Below are 17,730 nucleotides of genomic sequence, written 5' to 3'. Positions count from 1 at the left end.
CTACAGTCGCGGGATCGTAACACTGTTGGAACTCAGTGGCAGAGGCAAGTCGGTTCCTGCAAAAAAAGCGTCATGCGTAGGCGAGGGCTTTCTCTTCCAGCAGTTCCTCATACAACGCCGTCCATTTGCGACCCATTTCGTCCGCCGTGAACAGGTTCTGATAACGGGCCTGCGCCTTCTCGCCCATTTGCGCCGCCAACACCGGGTTTTCCCAAAGCGTGCGCATCGCCTCGCGAAACGCTGATGGATTGCTCGGCGGCACCACCAGCCCGGTCTCGTCATGGATGTTTATGTAGCTGGTGCCCGTGCCAATCTCACTGGAGATCATCGGTTTGCCATACATCGCACCTTCAAGCAGCGAAATGCCGAAGGCTTCGGAGCGCAGGTGCGAGGGGAACACGATGGCGTAGCTCAGTTGCAGCAGCGCCACCTTGTCCTCGTCCCCCAGACGTCCGAGGAAGTGCACATTGCGCAGACCCAAGGCAGCCGCCTGGGCATGCAGCTCTGCTTCCAGCGGGCCGGCACCGACAATCACGGTCGGGTAATCCAGGTCCTTCAGGGCATCGAGCAGGATGTGCAAACCTTTGTAGTAGCGCATCACACCCACAAACAGAAAGAACTTGTCGCCAAGCTTTTGCCGCCAGTGAGCCATTCGATCGCTGTCCGGCAGTGGGTAGCCTGCCTTGTTCAATCCATAGGGGATCACTTGGGTCTTGTGCTGAAACTGTTGCAACACATCACTGGTGTGCAGGTAATTGGGCGATGCAGCGACGATCCGGTCGGCGCTGTGCAGAAAGCGGTTCATCAGCGGCCGGTAAAGTCTGAGCAGGTGTTTCTGGCGGATAATGTCCGAGTGGTACGTCACCACGCTGGGTTTTTTCAGGTCGCTGGCGAAATGCACCAGGTCCATGAACGGCCATGGAAAGTGGTAGTTGACCACGTCGGCCTCGGCCGCCAGCTCGCGGAACTGTTTGAAGACGCTCCAGGAAAACCCTGTGGAAGCGAACTGAATGTCGAGTCTGGCCCGATGGACTTCATGGTGAGCGATCTGCATCGCCGCGGGGGTCGGATCGGCACTGAGTGTCAGCACCTTGCCTTCAACGCCGTGCAGGGCACCGCTTTCGCACAACTGGAAAATCACCTGTTCGATCCCGCCGACCGAGTCAGGCAGGTACGTCTTGAAAAAATGAAGAACTCGCATTCAATCTCCCATGGCCTGGCGGTAAGCGCTGGCCGTGACTTGCGCGCAGCGTTCCCAGGTAAAAAGCCTTGCCTGTAGCAATCCGGCTTCCCGGCATGCCTGCCAATGCGCTGGATCCTCAATCAGACGGCTCATTGCATTACGCAAGCCGTCGGGGTCATCAGGTTCAATGTAATTGCCCGCAGAGCCTGCCACTTCGGGCATGGCCGAGCGTCGAGTCAGAATGACCGGCGTGCCGCAGGCCATGGCCTCCAGCACCGGCAGGCCAAAGCCTTCGTATAGCGACGGAAAAATCAATGCCCGGGCGCCGGCCAACAGCTGCGCAACGTGCTCGTCAGGCAGATAGCCCAGCAAACAGACATGACCGCTGGCCAGGGCCTGGTGTAATTCTTCGCTGAACTGCTCGCGCTGCCAGCCCGCCATGCCGACGATCAGCAATGGAAAACGCTGACGGACTGATTCCGGCAATCGGGCGTGGGCGAGCAGGGCGAGGGACAGATTCTTGCGCGGTTCCAGGGTTCCGACACAGAGGAAGTATTCCCGTGCTTCGACGCCATGGGTCTTGAGTACGGCGTCGATAGCCTCGGGGGGCCGCGGGTGAAAACGCGCGGCTGCACCCAGCGGTGCAACAACAAACCGCTCCGCCGGTAGCCTGAAATATGCCCGGGCTTCGTCGGCAATGTATTGCGAGTCGGTAAGAATCAGGCTGGCCTGTTGCACGCCGTCGGCTACGCGCCGTTCGATTTCTCGCAAGCGCGCCGGTGGCTGCGTTTCAGGGTAGTGCAGGTGAGTCAGGTCATGCAGGGTGATGACTGTCGGGCCGTCGAACGACAGCGGCCACAAACTCGGTTCGTGGTAGAGGTCGATGGCTTGCGCGCGGCCTTGATCGAAGCGTTTCTGTTCCAGCCACCGTCGGGCCTGATAGGCCCCCGGAATCTGCCGCAGCAATGGCGTCAGTCGGGAATAACCGGGCATGGCCGCTTCAGGCAGCACAGTGCTCCAGCCCCAGCCATGAAACAGCGCCAGTTCAATATCCGGTTGACCCACCAGGGCGTTTGCCAGTTCGGCGACGTAGTGGCCGATGCCGGTGCGCGGCGCCTGGAGAATTCGGGCGTTAAGAGCAATGCGCATGTTGCCTCTCTTGTACGAGCGGCACGTCCGGGAGATTGCGCAGGGTGCGTTCGGCCAATTGCGCACTGGCTTCACGCCAGCCGATCCAGCGCCAGTGCGCGATGTCGCGAGTGGCCGGGAACTGACCGCTGCGCTCGAACCCCATGACCAGATCAGCCAGGCTTTGTGGCTCGGCCAGATCGAAGTACGCCATGAACTCGCCGCCGATTTCACGAAAGACTGCAATGTCGCTGCCCATGGCCGGCAGCCCACGCTGCATGGCTTCTACCAGCGGCAGGCCGAAGCCCTCCACAAAAGACGGAAACACCAGTGAGCTGGCGTGGATGTAGGCATGTTCGAGGCTGGTGTCGCTCAGGTCATTGAACATGAACAGGCGTTGGTTCAGCTGCGGGTGATTGCGTATGCGGGCCAGCAGTGCATCGCATTTCCAGCCGACTCGCCCGGCAATGCACAGCCGGGTTTTGGAGCCCGCCGCCCAGGCCCGTTCGAAGGCGTCCAGCAGGTAGGCGTGGTTTTTGCGCGGCTCGATGGTACTGACCATCAGGAACACCGGTTCCGGCGTCGCGAACAGTTGGGCAAGACGCGGTTCTACGTCAGCGCTGACTTCGCTCAGGTCGAGTTCGGAGCCCAGGTGGAAATAATCAAACCACAACTCGCTGGCCTTGGCAGGGCCCAGGCGGCGCTGAACCTCCTCGCGCACCTGGTCACGCACTGTTGCGGAAATGGCCACGTAGCCATCGGCGGTTTGGGTGATCCAGTCGAACCACTCGTTGAATACCTGCACCAGCCGTGTGTCGTAGAACTGTGGGTGAGTCAGGGGAATCAAATCGTAGATCACTGAAACGATGCCCACGCCTTCACGTTTGAGCTGTTCGGCAAACGGAAAAAAGTCGGTGTGCCAGGATGAATCCAGCAACACCAGTTGATCTCCCGGCTGATGCTGCAACGGTGCGCAACGTTTGGGCAGTTGATACTGGTTGATGCCCTCGATCGCACGCAGTGGAAGGCTGAAACAGGTGATCGCGGTCACCCGGTAGGCCACGTGCAGCAAACGCTTGATCGCCCGCGAGTTGCTTCGGTTATGCAAGCGCTGATGCAGTTGCCAGAAGCGGTGAGCCAAGCGCCCAAGTCGTCCACCAAAGGTCATCAAGGCATCGAAAAACGGGATGTTCAGCGCGCCGAGTTTCAGTACCCGATAGAGTTTGCCCTGCAGCAACACCACAGGGATGCATTCAACACCGTCGACCGAATCCGGTAGCTGGTTGACGACGTTGCGCACCACCCGCTGAATGCCCGAATTGACCTTGGGGTGTTGGAATACGTGGGTGCACTCCACCAAAAGACGCGTCATGGCGTGCCCTCCGAGGTGACCGGCGCGCTCAAGCGCGTGACGGTGGTCTTCGCGGCCAGCCACGAGCAGCCGACAAAATCTTCCTGCCGGTTGTTGATCACATGGAACACCAACCCGTAGTCGCGCCACTCGAAGTTGCGGTCCAGGTGCGAATCCAGGCGTGACAGGCTCAACGCCACGGAATAGTTACCCTTGCCCAAGCCCATGACGAAAGCGAAGCGGTAGGTCACACGCTCGCCAGCCTGCAGATCGGTCAGCGCCTGATCCTGGCGATGGGTGTTGATGCCGTACATGGCCTGGCCAAGGCGATCCTTGATCATGAAGCCCAGCACCAGCCGCTCGATGTCCTGGCGAACTTCGACATTCACCTCCAGCACCACCGGCTGGCCGACTTCGGCGGCATCGATGGCGCGTTCATGTTTGTCGAGCAGGCGAACGTTCAGAATCCTGGCTTCACCCGTTCCCGAAATGGTACTGAGCTGGCCGCCAGCGAGGGCTTCCTGGCGCACGGTCTGTCCTTCACGCTCGGCGAGCAGGGCGTTGTAGTAGTCCATGACGGATTCGGGGGTGTCGTGCATGGCCATGTAGCCGTTTTCCAGGAGGATCGCCGAGTCGCAGATCGACTGAATCGCCGAGCGGTCATGGGAGACGATCAACAGCGTGGTACCAGCTTTGCGAAAGCCGCGGATGCGGTCGAAACTTTTGTGCTGGAAGTAGGCGTCGCCCACCGACAGCGCTTCGTCGACGATCAGAATGTCCGGGCGCCGCGCGGTGGCCACGCTGAACGCCAGGCGCATTTGCATACCGCTGGAATAGGTGCGCACCGGGTGGTCGATGGCGTCGCCAATTTCCGCGAAACGTTCGATTTCCGGCATCAGCGCTTCTATCTCTTCGACCTGCATGCCCAGCAGTTGCCCGGCCATGACCGCATTCTGCCGGCCGGTAAAGTCCGCATGAAAACCCATGCCCAATTCCAGCAGGGCAGCGACGCGGCCTTCGAGCTCGATGGTGCCGCAGGTGGGTTGGGTGGTGCCGGTGATCATCTTCAACAAGGTGCTTTTGCCGGCACCGTTGACCCCGACGATACCCACCGATTCTCCGGGGGCAATCTGGAAGGACACGTCCTGTAGCACCCAGTGCTGGCGATGGCGGATCGGTGAGAACGGGACCAGCCATTCAACCAGTCGACTCCAGCGGGTAGGGTATTGTTTATAGGCCTTGCCCAGGCCGGTGACGCGTATGTGCCCCATCAGAGTTCATCCACCATTTCACCGACCCTCTGCCGAAACAGCCGCAGTCCGATGACCAGGAGCAATACGCTGGCGACCATGATCGGCAGCAGCGAACTCCAGACGGGCCATTGGCCGTACAGGAAGATGTTCTGATAGCTGGTGATCAGGTTGGTCAGGGGGTTGAGTTGCAGCAGGCGCTGCACCCAGTCGGGCAGGATGCTCATCGGGTAAACGATTGGCGTCAGCCAGAACCAGAATTGCAGGCAGATGGCGAAAAATTGCCCGACATCGCGAAAAAACACATTCAATACGCCAAGAATAATCCCCAGCCCGGCACAGAACATCACCTGTAACGCCAGCAGCGGAATGAGTGCCAGCAGCGCCAGGCCCGGCAGGCGACCGGTGATCAACAGAAAGCCGAGGAACAGGCCGATGATGATCGCGAAGTTGATACTGGCATTCAACAGCACGATCACCGGCAGGCAGATCCGTGGAAAGCTGATTTTTTTCAGCAGGTTGGCGTTATCCAGAAACATGTTCTGGCTGCGCACCGTGATTTCTGCAAACAAGCCCCAGGTCAGCAACCCGGCGCAGAGGTAGATGCTGTAGGCCATGCCGTCATCTACCCCAGGCAAGCGCGCGCGCATGATCTGGGAAAAAATCACGGTGTAGACAATGATCATCGACAGTGGATTGAGCACGGTCCACAGGGCACCGAACAACGAATTGCGATAACGCGCCTGAAACTCTCGCTGGACGCTACCGAGGATGAACCCTCGATAGCTGCCCAGCGTGCGGTAAAGGGAAAGCAGCATTCAAACCGTCCTGCCGTATTGATCTTCGAAGCGGACGATGTCGTCCTCTCCCAGATATTCGCCGCTTTGCACTTCGATGATCACCAGGTCGATCACGCCGGGATTCTCCAGGCGATGCTTGTGACCGGCAGCAATGAAGGTCGATTCGTTCTTGGCCACCAGATGAGTGCCGGTGCCATTGTTGGTGACCTTGGCCATGCCTTCGACCACCACCCAGTGTTCATTGCGATGGTGGTGCATCTGCAACGACAACTTGGCGCCGGGCTTGACCACGATGCGCTTGATCTTGAAACGCGGGCCTTCCTCAAGCACTGTGTAGGTGCCCCATGGCCGGCTGACCGTCCGGTGCAGGCGATAGGCTTCGTGCTCTTTATCCTTGAGTTGCCGGGCCACCCGGCGCACATCCTGGGCGCGGTCGGCGTGGGCCACCAGCACCGCGTCGGCGGTGTCGACGATGATCAGGTTATCCACACCCACGGTCGCGACCAGACGGTTATCGCTCTGGACGAAATTGTTGTGGCTGTCGATGAAAATCGACTCGCCGACGGCGCGATTGTTCTGTGCATCCGCCGGCACCAGCGCGGCCACCGCACCCCAGGAGCCGATATCGCTCCAGTCGAAACGGGCGGGCACGACAACCACCTTGTCGGAGCGCTCCATCAATGCGTAGTCGATGGAAATGTCCATGATTTCGCCAAACAGGGCCGGTGACAGTTCCTGTTGCACGCTCCCGGCGTTTTCCACGGGGGCGCTGGCGGCCATGCAGGTTTGTGTCTGCTCCAGCAAAGCCGGCGCATGGGTTTGCAGTTCGGCCAGCAGGGTGGCGACCGAGAAGCAGAACATCCCGGAGTTCCACAGGAAGTTGCCGCTTTCCAGGTAATGAGTCGCGGTTTGCAGGTCGGGTTTTTCGACGAAACGCCGCACCCTGGCAGCGCCTTTATCGTCCAGTGATGTGCCGGCTTCAATGTAGCCAAAGCCGGTTTCCGGAGCGGTCGGCACCACACCGAAGGTCACCAGGTGACCGCCCTTGGCCAATGTCACGGCATGCTCGACGGCGTCCTTCAGCGCATCGACATTGACGATCAGATGGTCGGCGGGCATGACCAGCATGATCGCGTCGTCGCCATGCAGGGCCTGGAGCGAGAGGGCGGCGGCGGCAATGGCCGGCGCCGTATTGCGCCCCGTCGGCTCCAGCAGGAAGTGACCGCGATGGCGGCCAAGGTGCGCGTCCCGAAAGTGATCCTTGCTCTGGAAGTAATACTCGCGGTTGGTCACCGTGACGATATCGCCCCAGCCGTCGAGCAGGTCCGCGGCACGCCGATAAGTCTTGGCCAGCAGCGACTGGCCGTCAGGCAATGCCATGAACGGTTTGGGATGGCCTTCACGCGACACCGGCCACAACCTTGTCCCGGCACCGCCGGAGAGAATCACGGGAATCAGCATGGCCTACTCCTTGGCAACGCGTTTCATGTCCGCATCCATCATCATGCGGATCAAGGCATCCAGATCGGTTTTTGGCTTCCAGCCCAGCACACGCTGGGCCTTGGCCGGGTTGCCGAGCAACACTTCCACTTCGGCCGGGCGGAAGAACGCCGGGTCGATCTTCACGTAGTCGCGGTAGTTCAGGCCCACATGATCGAAGGCGATCCGGCACATCTCGCGCACGGTGGTGGTCACGCCGGTGGCCACCACGAAGTCGTCGGGTTTGTCCTGTTGCAGCATCAGCCACATGGCCTCGACGTAGTCCCCGGCAAAGCCCCAGTCACGCTTGGCGTCGATGTTGCCCAGGCGCAGTTCCTGCTGTTTGCCCTGCTTGATCCGGGCGGCGGCGTCGGTGACTTTGCGCGTCACGAACTCGATGCCGCGCAGCGGCGATTCATGGTTGAACAGAATCCCGCTGCTGGCGTGCAGGTTGAAGCTTTCGCGGTAGTTCACGGTGATCCAGTGGCCATACAACTTGGCCACGCCATAAGGGCTGCGCGGATAGAACGGTGTGTTCTCGTCCTGCTGTTCGGCCTGGATCAGGCCGAACATTTCGCTGGTGGACGCCTGGTAGAAACGCGTGTGCGGACTGAACTGGCGGATCGCTTCGAGCAAGTGGGTAACGCCCAGGCCGTCGACGATGCCGGTGGTCACCGGTTGATCCCAGGAGGCCGCGACAAAACTTTGCGCGGCGAGGTTGTAGACCTCGTCCGGTGCCGACTTGATCACCGCGCGCTGCACTGAACAGGCATCGGCCATGTCGCCGTCCAGGTAGACGATGTCCGCTTCGACCCCCATCTCACGCAGACGCCAGCGCGAATCGCTGCTGCGACGCGCGACCAGGCCGTGGACTTTGTAACCTTTGTCGAGCAGCAGTTTGGCCAGATACGCGCCATCCTGGCCGGTGATACCTGTGATCAATGCACTTTTAGTCATTCTTGTCGTACTCGCTTCTCCCAGTCGGACAGGATCGTCCGCAGGGATTGTTGTGTTGTGATTTCAGACTTCCATCCGGTGATCCGGGTCAGCCTTTCAGGACTGCCACACACCCGACGCTGATCCGCGCGGCGAAGTCGCGCAGGGTCCTGGACGAGTTGCAGGTCGACCTCGGCAAGATCTGCCAGTTGTTCGATCAAACTGCGAATGCTCTGCTCGCGCCCCGAACAAATGTTGTAGACCTGTCCCGGCGTACCTTTTTCCAGCAAGGCCAGGTAGGCCGAAACCACGTCCCCGACATCGAGGAAATCACGCGTGACGTCGATGTCCCCGACTTCCAGTTGTGGCGCTTGCAGGCCTTGTTTGATCCGGCAGACCTGACGGGCGGCGCTGGCGATGACGAAGCTGTCTTTCTGCCCGCTGCCGATATGATTGAACGGGCGGGCGACCAGTACGGGCCAGCCTTCGCTCAAGCCCCATTGCAAACTCAGGAACTCTGCCGACAGTTTGCTGACGGCATAGGGATTGCGCGGGCAGGGTGGCTGCAATTCAGTGATGGGCAGATCGTCTTCAGTGACCTGGCCATAGACATCACCGGAGCTGACGTACAGAAACGTGCCGGTGAATCCGCGTGCCTTGAGGGCTTGCAGCAGGTTCAGGGTGCCCAGCAGATTGACATTCAGGGTGCCCGCCGGATCACGAAAGGCTTGCGGGACGAAAGTCTGGCCGGCCAGGTGAATCACCGCATCGGGCATTTCCGGCCACAAGCCTTCGAGACTGTCCGGCACAGCGAGATCGTAGCGGCAAGGAACAGGCAAAAGCTCCCATTCCGAGGCATCAGCCTGTAAACGCGACTGGATGTGTTGTCCGACGAATCCGCTCAGACCCGTGACAAACAGACGTTTTTTCAAACAGCGACCCCTTGGTCATGCATTTCATCCACTTTCCACAGGCTTTATGGAACGGTTTCACGAGTCGAAATGATCGCTCGAAAATCAGGTGAAATGTTTGTTGTAGTTGTTTGGTAGCCAATCTGTGCCATTTGCTCGGCAATTTCAACAGGTCCAATCGTGACCGGTCAGTTCTCGTCAGCGTAGCCCGATTTATTCTCGTCGGGCGGTTCACGAATCCTCAACGGATGTGGTTAGAATGCCCCTCGTCACGATTATCCGGGGTTCGGCAGCGTCGCTTCGAAACTGCGAGAAACTGACCACTAAAACAAGAACGAAGGCGGGCAGGAAGACGATGGACGAGCGCCAGTAAACACTGACTCGAACCGTGTCCTCCCCGTCATGGCGTGAGGCTGCCGGGATGGCGGCGTCACCGTGGGATACCATGAATTTTATTCTTTACTCCGACGTCAACGACAGCTCCATCAGCCAGAGTCTCGGCCGTCCCGAGTACAGTTACTATTTCGTGCTCAAGGCGTATCGCCCTGTACTCGAAAGCCTTGGGCGAGTGCATGTGGTGTCCTCCACCGCCGAGGTCGATCCGCTCTACAAACAATTATCGGCCGCCGGCGAAGACAGTCTGTTCCTGTCATTTACGCCACCGCAGAAAACACCGAACGACCTTGAGTGCCCGACGATCTGCGTGGTGGCCTGGGAGTTCGATTCGATTCCCGATGAGCAATGGGATAACGATCCGCGCCAGGACTGGACGCAAATGCTGGCGCGGCAGGGCCGGGTGATCACGCTCTCCAGCCATACCGCCCGGGCGATTCGCCGGAGCATGGGCGAAGACTTTCCGGTGCTGGTGTTACCGACGCCGTTGTGGGAAAACTTCGCCGACATTCGTAGTCGCCACACCAGCGCCCCGATCAGCGCCGGCTCGACCCTGGACATCAAGGGCTGCATCTTCGATACACGCACACTCGGGCTGAGCGCCGATGCACTGATTCCTGTCGTGCCGACCGCCGAGGAACTGGCGGCACTCGAGGCCGAGCTGGAGGCATTGAAGCCACCGCCGCTGACGCTCAAGCGCCGCTTCGTGATTGCTCGCCATTATCTGCATATGTGGCGCCTGGACAAAGGCAAATCGCTGCCGATCCCGGTGCATCGCACCCATTTTCTGAGCCAGTGGTATTGGGAAGGGATTCGCGACCTGTTGTCGCAAGCCGCCCATGAGCGCCTCGCCGAGTGGTTGCCGGCCATCGCCGGCCCGCAGACGATTGCAGTGCCCGAGCCAGAGCCGCGAGCGTGGCCGGACACCACCGCCCGGGTTGAAACACAGGTTGACGGAGTGGTGTACGTCACCGTGTTCAACCCGCGTGACGGTCGCAAGAACTGGCATCAACTGATTACTGCATTCTGCTGGGCGTTCCGCGAAACGTCTGACGCGACGCTGGTGCTGAAGATTACCCAAAGCGATCTGTCGTCCTACCACGACGAACTGATGACGTTGCTCGCGCAGCTTTCGCCGTTCGCCTGTCGGGTGGTGGTCATGCACGGCTACCTGGACGATCCGCAATACGCCCGGCTGTACGAAGCCGCCAGTTACTACGTCAATGCCTCACGCTGCGAAGGGCTGTGCCTGCCGCTGATGGAGTTCATGGCCAGCGGTAAACCGGTGATTGCTCCTGATCACACGGCCATGGAGGACTACATCGACGAGCGTGTGGCGTTTGTGGTCAAGTCCAGCGAAGAGCTGACCATCTGGCCGCAGGACACTCGCATCATCTACCGCACCCTGCGTTACCGGCCGGATTGGGGTTCGCTGAAAACCGCTTACGAAAACAGCTACCGTCTGGCCAAGGAACAACCGCTGGAGTATCAGCGCATGTCCCACGCCGCCGTCGAGCGTATGCACGATTACTGCGCTTTCGCCCCGGTGCAGAAACGCATGGCGGATTTCTTCGGGCTGGCGCCACAGGCTTTGCCGACAGCAACCGTGACGGATAACGCCCCATGCTGATCATCATTCATTCGGAAACCAACCAGCACACCATTGCCCAGAACCTTGGCCGCTCGGAGTACAGCTATTACTTCGTACTCAAGGAGTACCGTCCCGTGCTGGAACGGCTGGGGCGAGTGGTAGAAGTCAGCGACCCGCAGACCGAAGTCGATGCCTTGTACCTGGACTGTTTGTCTCGTGGTGAAGCGTGCGTGTTCCTGTCGTTCTCACCGCCTCATCGCACGCCGGTCAATTTGACCTGCCCGACGCTGCCGGTGTTCGCGTGGGAATTCAGCACCATCCCCAACGAACCCTTCGCCGGTGACCCGCTCAATGACTGGCGCACGGTGTTGCGGGCAGCGGGTGCGGCGATTACACATTCCAGCTACACCGTGAATGCGGTGCGCGAGGCGATGGGGGCCGACTATCCGATCATCGCGGTACCGGCCCCGGTATGGGACCGGTTTTCCGAGCGCGGCGCCCAGTTGCAACGTCAGCCCCTGGCCCGTCAGGTGCGGTTGACGCTCAAGGGGTTGCTGGCAGACAGCCGCGAACTCGACTTGCGAGCCTTCGGCCCCGTGGCAACTCGCGAAGGTGTGGGGATTGATTTCCAGGCCCCGCCGAGTGAACACGAGTTGGTCCTCGATGGCGTGATCTACACTTCGGTGTTCAACCCCGGTGACGGGCGCAAGAACTGGGAAGACATGCTCAGTGCCTTTTGCGTGACGTTTCGCGAGGTGGACGACGCAACGCTGGTGCTTAAATTGACGCACCACGATGCCGAAGAAGCGCTGACTGATATCCTTCACCACTTGTACAAGAACCAGTCCTACCGCTGCCGGGTCGTGTTGATTTACGGCTATCTGGCTGACGCGGACTATGAGCGGCTGGTGCAAGCCACGAGTTACGTGGTCAACACCTCCTACGGCGAAGGCCAATGCCTTCCGCTGATGGAGTTCATGTCCTGTGGCAAACCGGCCGTGGCGCCACGGACCACGGCGATGATCGATTATCTGGACGCCGATAATGCATTCCTGATTGACTCCACCGATGAGCTGACGGCCTGGCCACATGACCCGCGCAGGGCGTTTCGGACCTTGCGCTACGTCACCAATTGGGCGTCGTTGTGCAGGGCTTACCAATCAAGCTATGACGTGGCCAAGGGTGATCCCGAACGTTATGCACAGATGTCCGTGCACGCAGTGGCCAGCCTCAGGAAATTCTGCAGCCAGGCCACCGCCGAGCAGCGGCTTGGCGTATTTTTCGAGCGCCTGTTCGAGAGCGGTGCCGTGGAAACCCCCGAGGCATGATTCGCGCATTGGTCAGACGTTTCTTTCCGGAGACGAAACCCGAGCCCCGGCCCGCGCCGCTGCCGGTCGAGCAATCCCGTGTGTCGCCAAGAGATGTGGGCTTGCACGATGCGATGCATGACGGCTGGTTTTCGGGCGACAGCGGCGAATTGCTCAAAGGGTTTGCCATCACCGCCGACGACACCCTGCTGGATGTCGGATGCGGCGAAGGCGTGGCGACGTTGTTCGCGATCCGCCAGGGCGCCTCGGTGATCTTCACTGACAGCGAATACGACAAGGTCCATGACCTTGCCCGGCAAGTGGCCGCGCAATCAGACAAACCGAACCTGGGGCTGGTCAGCAACAGTTTGCCGCTGCCATTGGCCGAAGGCTGCGCCAGCAAAGTCGTGTGCATGGAAGTGCTCGAGCACATCGATCAGCCAGAGCCCTTCATGGCCGAACTGGTGCGCATGGGCCGCCCCGGTGCGCTGTACCTGTTGAGCGTGCCATCCCCGGTGGGCGAGCATTTGCAGAAAGGCATCGCCCCGGCCAGCTACTTTCAATCGCCCAATCACGTGCAGATTTTCAGCCCCGAGCGATTCGCCGCGCTGGTGGAGGACGCCGGCCTGGTCATCGAGCATCGTCAGGCATCCGGGTTTTTCTGGGTCATGGGCATGATCTTTTTCTGGGCCAGTGAGCGGGCCGCCGGCCGGGATTTGGGCGGTGCGGTGCGTGACCGGATTCAGGCGCCGTACCCGCCGCTGATGGAAAGCTGGGCGAAAACCTGGCAGGACTTGCTGGCCCAGCCCGACGGGTTGGCGATCAAGCGGATGCTGGATCAGTTCATGCCCAAGAGCCAGGTGATCATTGCTCGCAAACCTCATGTCCAGGAGGGCGAATGAGTAACGAAAAACGGATCATGGACATCGAATTGCTGCGCGGCATTGCGGTGCTTGGCGTGCTGTTTCATCACCTGCAGGACAGCCTGTTCGCGGCGGCCGTGCCATTGCTGCAGAGCATCACGCTGTACAACCAGCCGTGGTGGGGCGTGGATCTGTTTTTCGCGATCTCGGGCTTCGTCATTGCCCGCAGCCTGATCCCGGCCTTGCGTCGTTGCACTACCGGTCGGGATTATTGGCAACAGACGCGCAATTTCTGGTTGCGCCGGGCTTTTCGTTTGCTGCCGTCGGCCTGGTTATGGCTGGCGCTGATGTTGCTGGCATGCCTTTTTCTCAACCGCTCCGGCGCGTTCGGCACGCTGCACGCGAACATTCAGGCGACCCTGGCCGGCATTGCGCAGTACGCCAATTTCCGCTTTGCCGACAGTTTTTATCGCTACGAGTACGGCACCAGTTTCGTGTACTGGAGCCTGTCGCTTGAAGAGCAGTTCTACCTGCTGTTTCCGTTGTTGATCGTGTTGTTTCGCAAACACCTGGTGTGGGCTTTGCTGGCGCTGGTTGCGGTGCAGTTGTTTACCTTGCGCACGCCGATCCTGATGGTGGTGCGCACCGACGCGCTGGCCCTTGGCGTGCTGTTGGCGATGTGGAGCGTGCAGCCTTCGTACCGACGCTGGGAGCCGACCTTCCTGGGTCGCCCATGGGCCGGCCTGTCGGCACTGGTCGGGGTTTCACTGGTGCTCGGTTTCATGGCGACGGACCGCTTCACCTTTACCCATTACCGGATCGGCGTGATTGGGCTGTTGTGTGCGCTGCTGGTGTGGATCGCGTCCTACAACCGCGATTACCTGATGCCCAAAGGCGCGTTGAAGAACGTGATGACCTGGATCGGTAGCCGCTCCTACGGCATCTACCTGATCCACATTCCGGCCTATCTGTTGGTCCGCGAATTCACCTTTCGGTTGCAGGAAGCCAACCTGCCGAACCCGGCGGGTCATCCGCTGCCGACGTTGCTCATCGCGTTCGGATTGATCGCCCTGTTGAGCGAACTCAACTACCGCTTCATCGAAATGCCCATGCGCCAGCGCGGTGCCTCGCTGGTACAACGCCTGAGCCCGTCCCGTATCGCCGTCCCATCCTCTGGAGCCACCTCATGCTGAGCCTATTGAAGAAACTCACGGCGGGCACGCCCGTGCCTGTGCAGCCAGAGACACCGCCTGCGCCACCCGTGGCGGAGAAGGTCGACCCCTATATGCTCGGCCTGCACGACGCGATGCTCAGCGGCTGGTTCAATCAGCAAACCGGCGAACTGTTCAGCGGATTCCCGGTGACCCCCGAGGACACGCTGCTGGACGTGGGCTGTGGTGACGGCGGCAACGTGCATTTCTGCGGGATGCGCGGGGCAAAGATCATCATTGCCGATATCGACGCGGCCAAGGTCGAAGCGACCCGTCAGCGCCTGAGCGATACACCGGCCCGCGACGTCGAATGCCACGTCACCGACTGCAACCCGCTGCCGATTGCCGATGCGACCGCCACGCGGGTGGTGTCGACCGAGGTCATCGAACACGTGGACGATCCAGCCCAGTTCCTCGCTGAACTGGTACGCGTCGGTAAACCGGGCGCCTTGTATCTGCTGAGCGTCCCCCATCCGAGCTCCGAAGACCTGCAGAAAGATATCGCGGCGGCCGAGTATTTCCAGAAGCCCAACCACATTCGCATCATCAGCGAAGAGCAGTTCAAGGCCATGGTCAGCGATGCCGGCCTGGAAGTGATCAGTCACAGCCAGTACGGATTCTACTGGTCGATGTGGATGCTGTTGTTCTGGGAAGCCAAGGTCGATTTCAGCAACCCGGACCATCCGTTGCTCAACCACTGGGCGGATACCTGGCAGGCGATTCTGGCCTCGCCACGGGGCACCCAGATCAAGCAGGCGCTGGATGCCGTGGTGGCGAAAAGTCAGGTGATCATTGCGCGTAAACCCTGATCACCCTGCTGTGGGTGCGACGGTCTGCAACAGACCGTCCGTCACTGTCATTGGCTGACAGTTGCCTTTGGTGAGAGGCCGCTTCCGGTCATTCCATCAAAGTCAGCAAACGGGTTTCAATACCCATTGGAGCTGGCCTTCTTTCTCTTGATTCACAAAATCCATCCAGTGATTGCAGCAATTTGGGTTGCGATCAGGTCAGCGTCAACAGCATTGTCATTCATCATGTCGTATGGGGAGGCCGCTAAGGGGCAGGCAGCTTAGGTAGGCACCTTTCGCGATACCACACCTCTCGTTTCACCCAAAATATTTTATGTTCTGCTGAACCCGTATGACTTTCCGCTGAACACCTGCGCATTGCATGGGCGATCCCTGCGATGAAATCCTCAGAAATCATAGCGAGGGCTCGCGAAGGCGTTGCTACCCGCCAAATCCAATGATTGCTTTGATTTCCAGGTACTCCTCTAAGCCGTAAACACCATATTCACGACCATTACCAGATCGCTTGTAGCCGCCGAACGGAGCCATTGGATTCCAGGCAGGGTAGTTCAGATGCACTTGACCCGCGCGGATACGAGAGGCAACTGCACGAGCAAGATCGAGGTTCTGAGCCTGAACATGAGCACCCAGTCCATATACCGTATCGTTTGCGATAACGACCGCCTCATCGATCGTTTCATACGGAATAATGCACAGCACCGGCCCGAAAATTTCTTCTTGGGCGATACGCATTGCGGTATCTACCTCGGAGAAAACTGTCGGTCGGGTGTAGAAACCCTTTTCATAACCCGGCACACGCCCTGGTCCGCCGCAAACGAGTTTTGCACCCTCACTCAGGCCAGCCTCGATCATGGCTTGCACGCGATTGAACTGGGCCTCGTTGGCAATGGGACCGAGCACTGAATCTTCGGATTGCGGATCACCCACGATGATTGCATTGGCGGTTTCGGCTGCCAGCGATTCGACTTCCGCCAGCCGGTCCTTAGGTACGATCATTCGTGTCGGGGCGCTGCACGATTGTCCGACGTTGCGGAATGCCGACATCACGCCTAATGGAACGGCTTTGGCAAAGTCGGCGTCGGGAAGCAGAATGTTCGGGGATTTGCCTCCCAGTTCTTGCGTGACGCGCTTCACCGTATGGGCGGCTGCCTGCGCGACCAGCGCGCCCGCGCGGTTTGAGCCGGTAATCGAAATCATATCGATATCCGGGTGCGCAGCGATTGCTGCGCCGACCTCGTGACCACTTCCGTTCACGAGGTTGAAGACGCCAGGTGGAAGGCCCGCGTCATGGACCAGTTGTGCAAAAAGCAGGGCACTCAGAGGCGACAGTTCGCTTGGTTTGAGGACCACAGTGCATCCGGCAGCTATAGCCGGGGCGACTTTCGCGGTGATTTGATAAAGCGGCCAGTTCCACGGAGTTATGAGACCACAGACGCCTATAGGTTCGCGTTCAATCGCGGTTCCCCCTTCAATCGTCCGGAAGCGATAAGTGGACAGGAGGTCACGGGCGACCCGAACGTGTTCGGCCGCGAGAGGCACTTGCATTGCCCGAGCGGAACTGATGGCAGCGCCCATTTCGAGAGAGAGAGCCTGCGCGAGCACCTCTTTTCGCTCAAGGATGAGATCGTAGATCTTTCCAAGGACAAGCGCGCGCGACTCTGCGCAGGTAGCAGACCAACCAGGAAACGCTGCACGCGCCGCAGCTACTGCCCGATCAACATCCTCGGCAGAGCCTTGCGCGACCTCTGCGACGACCTCTTCAGTTGCCGGATTTACCACGGACAAACTTGCCGGAATTGCCGGGGAAGACCAACAGCCATTGATATAAAATTTGTGAGCCGTTTGCGGATCAACGCTGTAGCTATTCGAAGATTGTATTGTCATCTAACTGGCTCCCTAGAGCGGTGATGGGCACTGCAAGCAGCAGAGGGCGGTCTGGCTCGCGACCTTGCAAGGCCGCTGAAATAAACGACCAAGCCGAAGGTGGCCTTGGGATTGGCAAATCACCAGAACATCGCGGTGGCGACCAGGACATCGCTATGCCGGGTCTTCTCAATAAGCTAACAAAGCAGGCCAGATAAAATGTGCTGTTCTTCAGGTTCGCAAGGGAGAATCTGCTGTTTCTGTCAGGCTGACTTTGTATGAGAACAAGTTGAACCGATTTCGTCAGTAAACCTTCTGATAGACCGCCCAGTGAGACCATTCCTGGTCAGTGCGTTCGTAGGCACATCGGTGGCGATGATGGGGCATATAGATAGGCCGGTGGGGGCGTGGTGATGCATCGTGCAACGCGCCACCTTTGTAGAGCTATCGCGACGCATACAGATGTTGCTTTGACCGGTATGTCACGCCTATCGCTAATAGAAGCAAGATTGTCCCATAGCGCATGACTCTTAATTAGCCCCCGCCTCACCTCGCAGCACAATCAGCGGGCGCATCCTCAGCGAAAGCTCTCTTTCTCCTTCCGCAAGTCATAAATACTGCCGCACATGGCGTTGTGCGTGGCTTACCAGCGCAC

At 59.5% G+C, this 17,730-nt stretch carries 14 protein-coding genes; 5 read left to right on the top strand and 9 right to left on the bottom strand.

Going from position 1 to position 17,730, the window contains the following annotated elements:
- Positions 1–70 precede the first annotated feature (70 nt).
- Genes AC06G5_RS21625 through AC06G5_RS21590 form a run of 8 tightly spaced genes read right to left on the bottom strand, consistent with a single transcriptional unit; the run spans position 71 to position 9,059 of the window.
- Positions 71–1,201, bottom strand: a complete 1,131-nt coding sequence (locus AC06G5_RS21625; protein ID WP_413422472.1) for a glycosyltransferase family 4 protein — start codon at positions 1,199–1,201, stop codon at positions 71–73.
- A complete protein-coding gene (locus tag AC06G5_RS21620; protein WP_480458286.1) occupies positions 1,202–2,332 on the bottom strand; it encodes a glycosyltransferase family 4 protein in 1,131 nt (376 codons plus the stop codon).
- On the bottom strand, positions 2,316–3,683 hold the full coding sequence (locus AC06G5_RS21615) for a glycosyltransferase family 4 protein (RefSeq protein ID WP_413422476.1): 1,368 nt from the start codon (positions 3,681–3,683) through the stop codon (positions 2,316–2,318). The genes AC06G5_RS21620 and AC06G5_RS21615 overlap by 17 nt, the downstream gene beginning before the upstream one ends.
- A complete protein-coding gene (locus AC06G5_RS21610; protein ID WP_413422478.1) occupies positions 3,680–4,933 on the bottom strand; it encodes an ABC transporter ATP-binding protein in 1,254 nt (417 codons plus the stop codon). The genes AC06G5_RS21615 and AC06G5_RS21610 overlap by 4 nt, the downstream gene beginning before the upstream one ends.
- A complete protein-coding gene (locus AC06G5_RS21605) occupies positions 4,933–5,730 on the bottom strand; it encodes an ABC transporter permease (RefSeq protein ID WP_480458285.1) in 798 nt (265 codons plus the stop codon). The genes AC06G5_RS21610 and AC06G5_RS21605 overlap by 1 nt, the downstream gene beginning before the upstream one ends.
- A complete protein-coding gene (locus AC06G5_RS21600) occupies positions 5,731–7,173 on the bottom strand; it encodes a mannose-1-phosphate guanylyltransferase/mannose-6-phosphate isomerase (protein WP_413422480.1) in 1,443 nt (480 codons plus the stop codon). It lies immediately after the preceding gene.
- Between the two features lie 3 nt (positions 7,174–7,176).
- Entirely contained in the window at positions 7,177–8,148 is a 972-nt protein-coding gene (gene gmd, locus AC06G5_RS21595) for a GDP-mannose 4,6-dehydratase (protein ID WP_015094126.1), read from the bottom strand.
- Positions 8,145–9,059 (bottom strand): GDP-mannose 4,6-dehydratase, encoded by a 915-nt coding sequence (locus AC06G5_RS21590; RefSeq protein WP_480458284.1) that lies wholly within the window; start codon positions 9,057–9,059, stop codon positions 8,145–8,147. The genes gmd and AC06G5_RS21590 overlap by 4 nt, the downstream gene beginning before the upstream one ends.
- A 424-nt stretch (positions 9,060–9,483) precedes the next feature.
- Between AC06G5_RS21590 and AC06G5_RS21585 the strand changes: the two genes are divergently transcribed.
- The 5 genes from AC06G5_RS21585 to AC06G5_RS21565 are packed head-to-tail and all read left to right on the top strand — an operon-like array spanning position 9,484 to position 15,212.
- Entirely contained in the window at positions 9,484–11,061 is a 1,578-nt protein-coding gene (locus AC06G5_RS21585; protein WP_413422485.1) for a glycosyltransferase, read from the top strand.
- Positions 11,055–12,350 (top strand): glycosyltransferase, encoded by a 1,296-nt coding sequence (locus AC06G5_RS21580; protein ID WP_480458283.1) that lies wholly within the window; start codon positions 11,055–11,057, stop codon positions 12,348–12,350. Before AC06G5_RS21585 ends, AC06G5_RS21580 begins: the two co-directional genes overlap by 7 nt.
- A complete protein-coding gene (locus AC06G5_RS21575; RefSeq protein WP_413422489.1) occupies positions 12,347–13,231 on the top strand; it encodes a class I SAM-dependent methyltransferase in 885 nt (294 codons plus the stop codon). The genes AC06G5_RS21580 and AC06G5_RS21575 overlap by 4 nt, the downstream gene beginning before the upstream one ends.
- Positions 13,228–14,385 carry an acyltransferase family protein gene (locus AC06G5_RS21570; protein ID WP_480458282.1) on the top strand — a complete coding sequence of 386 codons (1,158 nt, stop codon included), beginning with the start codon at positions 13,228–13,230 and terminating at the stop codon, positions 14,383–14,385. Before AC06G5_RS21575 ends, AC06G5_RS21570 begins: the two co-directional genes overlap by 4 nt.
- Complete coding sequence (locus AC06G5_RS21565; protein WP_413422493.1) at positions 14,379–15,212, top strand: class I SAM-dependent methyltransferase; 834 nt, start codon at positions 14,379–14,381, stop codon at positions 15,210–15,212. Before AC06G5_RS21570 ends, AC06G5_RS21565 begins: the two co-directional genes overlap by 7 nt.
- A 420-nt stretch (positions 15,213–15,632) precedes the next feature.
- Here the strand turns inward: AC06G5_RS21565 and AC06G5_RS21560 are convergent, their stop codons facing one another.
- Entirely contained in the window at positions 15,633–17,096 is a 1,464-nt protein-coding gene (locus tag AC06G5_RS21560) for an aldehyde dehydrogenase family protein (RefSeq protein WP_480458281.1), read from the bottom strand.
- Between the last annotated feature and the right edge of the window lie 634 nt (positions 17,097–17,730).

The organism is Pseudomonas sp. WT-JTC (assembly GCF_056711565.1).
This window is presented reverse-complemented; position numbering and strand designations above follow the sequence as displayed.

What these genes read in the sequence shown, in the direction of transcription:
- AC06G5_RS21565 (WP_413422493.1), top strand. Translation starts at nt 14,379, where the DNA reads ATGCTGAGCCTATTGAAGAAACTCACGGCGGGCACGCCCGTGCCTGTG.
- AC06G5_RS21620 (WP_480458286.1), bottom strand. Translation starts at nt 2,332, where the DNA reads ATGCGCATTGCTCTTAACGCCCGAATTCTCCAGGCGCCGCGCACCGGC.
- AC06G5_RS21575 (WP_413422489.1), top strand. Translation starts at nt 12,347, where the DNA reads ATGATTCGCGCATTGGTCAGACGTTTCTTTCCGGAGACGAAACCCGAG.
- gmd (WP_015094126.1), bottom strand. Translation starts at nt 8,148, where the DNA reads ATGACTAAAAGTGCATTGATCACAGGTATCACCGGCCAGGATGGCGCG.
- AC06G5_RS21600 (WP_413422480.1), bottom strand. Translation starts at nt 7,173, where the DNA reads ATGCTGATTCCCGTGATTCTCTCCGGCGGTGCCGGGACAAGGTTGTGG.
- AC06G5_RS21610 (WP_413422478.1), bottom strand. Translation starts at nt 4,933, where the DNA reads ATGGGGCACATACGCGTCACCGGCCTGGGCAAGGCCTATAAACAATAC.
- AC06G5_RS21625 (WP_413422472.1), bottom strand. Translation starts at nt 1,201, where the DNA reads ATGCGAGTTCTTCATTTTTTCAAGACGTACCTGCCTGACTCGGTCGGC.
- AC06G5_RS21580 (WP_480458283.1), top strand. Translation starts at nt 11,055, where the DNA reads ATGCTGATCATCATTCATTCGGAAACCAACCAGCACACCATTGCCCAG.
- AC06G5_RS21615 (WP_413422476.1), bottom strand. Translation starts at nt 3,683, where the DNA reads ATGACGCGTCTTTTGGTGGAGTGCACCCACGTATTCCAACACCCCAAG.
- AC06G5_RS21560 (WP_480458281.1), bottom strand. Translation starts at nt 17,096, where the DNA reads ATGACAATACAATCTTCGAATAGCTACAGCGTTGATCCGCAAACGGCT.
- AC06G5_RS21605 (WP_480458285.1), bottom strand. Translation starts at nt 5,730, where the DNA reads ATGCTGCTTTCCCTTTACCGCACGCTGGGCAGCTATCGAGGGTTCATC.
- AC06G5_RS21570 (WP_480458282.1), top strand. Translation starts at nt 13,228, where the DNA reads ATGAGTAACGAAAAACGGATCATGGACATCGAATTGCTGCGCGGCATT.
- AC06G5_RS21585 (WP_413422485.1), top strand. Translation starts at nt 9,484, where the DNA reads ATGAATTTTATTCTTTACTCCGACGTCAACGACAGCTCCATCAGCCAG.